The organism is Deltaproteobacteria bacterium, from assembly GCA_009930495.1.
In the GTDB taxonomy this organism is placed as follows: Bacteria; Desulfobacterota; Desulfovibrionia; order Desulfovibrionales; family Desulfomicrobiaceae; genus Desulfomicrobium.
The window spans coordinates 1-1039 of sequence record RZYB01000480.1 but is presented as its reverse complement, the minus strand read 5'-3'; the positions used below and the strand labels follow the sequence as shown (position 1 = coordinate 1039).

The window sequence follows — 1039 nt, the reverse complement described above, 5'->3', positions numbered from 1 at the left end:
AATATACTAAGCCCCAGTCTCTGCGACACTTTCATTTTAAGATATGGGTATGTGTATGAAGAAACATTTATCAAAAATTCAAGTATTAGCATATAGGCGGAGGGTTTTAAGTGATGCCGAAGAGTTGGGTGTATCTATTACGGCACGAAGATATGGTATATATCGTAGTACTATCTACCGCTGGAGAGAAGAAATAATACCCCAGAAACCAGGCCCAAGAGGTATGGTGTATTGGCAGACAGATGAAGCGACGGAAGAACTAATATTACAGATTAGGTTAAGTACCAACTACGGCCCAAAACGAATCAAGGATGAATTAGGAGATTACGGTGTTGCTATTGGTGAAAAAGCTATTCGAGGAGTTATTGAAAGAGCCGATCTTGTGAAGAAGCAAAGAAGACCCAAGAAGAAGGTTACACGGTCCTTCTACGCCCCGTATCCTGGCTACAGACTACAAGTAGATACCAAAGCTGTACCTGTACTTGGTGGTGGAGATAAACGCACGAGTAGTCGTCAACAGTTTACTGCGATAGATATAGTTTCCAAGATTCGTTACCTGAGCGTTAAAGATGGGCTGAGCAACGGCAATTCCGTCGCCTTTGTTCGGGAGGCTATCGGCTTCTTTGAAGGCATAGGTATAAACATTGAGTGTGTACAGACAGATAACCATCCAACTTTTACTAACCTGTATGTTGGAGATAAGGCTAAACGCCTTAAGAACCAACGTTTGCATCCACTAACAGCTTACTTGAAGGGTCGAAGTATTGAACACAAGTTATCTCGACCGGGCACACCACAGCATAATGGCTTTGTTGAACGAAGCCATCGAACAGATGAAGAGGAGTTTTACGATGTTACCCCAACCGCAAGCCTAGATATAGAAGCACTACAAACAAAGATGAAGTGTTGGCAGGATGAATACAATGAGACAAGGAGACACTCTAGCTGCAATAACTTGCCACCAATGGAATACTTTAAAAGTTTTTGGCTAGAAAGATTAAGCTATGCAGATGTGTCGTGACAATTGGGGCTTAGTACA

At 42.3% G+C, this 1039-nt stretch carries 1 protein-coding gene; it reads left to right on the top strand.

Features of this window, described 5'->3' with window-relative positions:
* Positions 1–43 precede the first annotated feature (43 nt).
* A complete protein-coding gene (locus EOL86_15620) occupies positions 44–1021 on the top strand; it encodes a hypothetical protein (protein ID NCD26999.1) in 978 nt (325 codons plus the stop codon).
* Positions 1022–1039 lie beyond the last annotated feature (18 nt).

Bases quoted from the DNA above. Each gene is read 5' to 3' on its own strand.
- EOL86_15620 (NCD26999.1), top strand. From the start codon at position 44: ATGGGTATGTGTATGAAGAAACATTTATCAAAAATTCAAGTATTAGCA.